The organism is Paraburkholderia fungorum (genome assembly GCF_046027605.1).
Classification (GTDB): domain Bacteria; phylum Pseudomonadota; class Gammaproteobacteria; order Burkholderiales; family Burkholderiaceae; genus Paraburkholderia; species Paraburkholderia fungorum_F.
Map to the genome: position 1 here is coordinate 1 of NZ_JAQQEF010000072.1, position 2,160 is coordinate 2,160.

General features: G+C 59.0%; 2 protein-coding genes and 2 pseudogenes. All 4 read right to left on the minus strand.

From position 1 onward, the window contains the following. On the minus strand, nucleotides 1-441 hold a 441-nt coding region (locus PQR53_RS38740), incomplete at its 3' end, for a helix-turn-helix domain-containing protein (RefSeq protein WP_408465858.1). 90 nt (nucleotides 442-531) lie between these two features. After that, complete coding sequence (locus PQR53_RS38745) at nucleotides 532-1,464, minus strand: porin (protein ID WP_408465860.1); 933 nt, start codon at nucleotides 1,462-1,464, stop codon at nucleotides 532-534. Further along, nucleotides 1,361-1,570: pseudogene (locus PQR53_RS38750) on the minus strand (porin); the annotation flags it as partial. The gene PQR53_RS38745 and the pseudogene PQR53_RS38750, both read right to left, overlap by 104 nt. Before the next feature lie 205 nt (nucleotides 1,571-1,775). Further along, nucleotides 1,776-2,160 (minus strand): annotated as a pseudogene (locus PQR53_RS38755) (MFS transporter); the annotation flags it as partial.

The following is a 2,160-nucleotide window of genomic DNA, read 5'->3' on the forward strand; positions in this document are numbered from 1 at the left end:
GCAGAAGGCGGGCAGCCGATATCCCACGGACGCCCGTCGTGTGATGCTGCGCTTGCTGGGTACATGGGCGAGGTAGACGACGTCGTCGCCATCGAGGACCGCGAAGGACACGGAATCACGATATTCGTCCGCGACTTCCTGCAGGTAGGGATTGACCAGGTCCTTAAAATTCATCGAGCGCAGATATGCCACCCCGAGCGACAACACTTTTGGCAGCAACAGAAAACGCTTGCCCTGCATCCCCACGTATCCGAGCGAGTGCAGGGTGAGGAGGGCGCGCCGGGCAGTGGCGACGTTCATTTGCGCCGCCTGGGCGACCTCGCTCAATGTCATTTCCGGCTGATTTTCGCTAAAGGCCTGGATCACCGAGAGGCCGCGCGCAAGCGCGGCCACGAAGTCCCGATGAGTCTCATCAATACGGTCAGAAGGCGTTTGAGTCATGAAAGAAGGTAGACGGTCATCAATAGGGCTAACTAGTCTAATTTTCGCAGGACGAAAAACATTTCGCAAGAAAATCCTGGCAGCGATGCGTCAGAACCGATGCCGGATGCCCAGGCTGACGATGGTCTGGTTGGCGCCGCTCGAAGGCGTTGCGGTGAACAGCGTGGCTCTGACGTTCTCGCCATGCACATGCTCGTAGTTGAGCAAGGCATAGAGGTCGGTTTGCTTCGAGAGGGAATAGTTGGCGGAGAGCATGTATTGACCCCAGCGGTCTTCATTCAGCTTCGAGTACGCGTAGCCGCCCAGCACTGATACCGCGGGCGTCAGCCAATAGGTTACACCGCCCTCCCACGTACTTAGCACGGCGGTCGAACCGCCGCTCTTCATGTCGGTGAGCGAATACACGCCATGCAGCAGCGCGGGCCCGAACCGATAGCTGCCTCCCGCCGCGACGGTCGACATCCGGTCGAGGCCAATCGTCCCGCTTTGCGGCGTGCCGAACAGGTCGGGTACGCCGATCGTCGTGGCCGGGGTGATGGTCGTATTGTTCACGCTGGTGTACGCGGCTGCGAGACTCAGGTTGCTGCGGCTGTATGAGACGCCATAACTCTGCGCACTGCCGGCTGCCAGATGGCCGGGCTGGCCGCCCGGCGCGTACAGCGCGCCGAACTTCAGGCCACCGAACGTGGGACTCTGGTATGCAATGACATTATTGAGCCGCTCGCCGCCGAGGCGGTCGTAATCCCCGAGATGGAAACCGTACGTACCGGCGCTGTACAGGTTGGTCATCGAATACAGATAGATCAGGAAGTCGTATTGTCGACCCAACGTGATCGTGCCAGCGGGCGTCGTAAGTCCGACAAACGCCTGACGTCCGAACTCGAGGCCGCCCTGACCGAGTGCCCCGTTGGAGTGCCCCGTTGTTAAGCGCGAAGCGGTTTTCCAACGTGAAGATAGCCTGGTATCCGCCGTCCAGATCTTCCGTGCCCTTGATGCCCCAGCGGCTGCCCTGCACGTTGCCAGACGTTTGCGTGAACGCACTGTGGCCGCCTTCGTTGCTGACGTAGTTGAGGCTTTCGTCGATCAACCCGTACAGCGTCACATTGCTTTGCGCGTAGGCGGTCCCCATGCCGTATAGCGAGCATGCAACAGTAACCGACGACAGCAACGCCGTCTTAGCGACTCTTTTTATTACCTGTCTCCTGAAATAATTTTCTTGAAGGAAAAAAACCTTGCATATTTAAAGGAATGCTAAATAATTGACGACGGTTTGCAGTGTGCTTCCGTCAACTGCGCTACCGGCGCGTGGCCGGCGCTTTAGCCGGTAACCTGGCTTAATCCGGCCGTACGGTGGACACCATCGTGCGGGGAATCAGAAGAATCAGACAACAGCAGACCAGCAGGCAGCCACCTAGCACGTAGGTGCCGCTGTTGACGTCACCGGTCACGTTCTTTGCGACGTTGGTAATCATCGCGCCGGTGATGCCGGACAAGCTGCCGATAGAGTTAATCATCGCGAGTCCGGCCGCTGCCGCTGCGCCTGAAAGAAGGCGTCCGGCGAAGGTCCAGAAAATCGGCATGATGCCGATGATCCCGGAGGCGGCAATCGAAATGAGCAGGATCGATACAGAAAGCTGGTGCGTGAACGTCGCGCTGAGAATCAACGCAATACCGGCCAGCAGAGCCGGAACGGCGGCATGCAGGCGCCGTTCCCCAGTC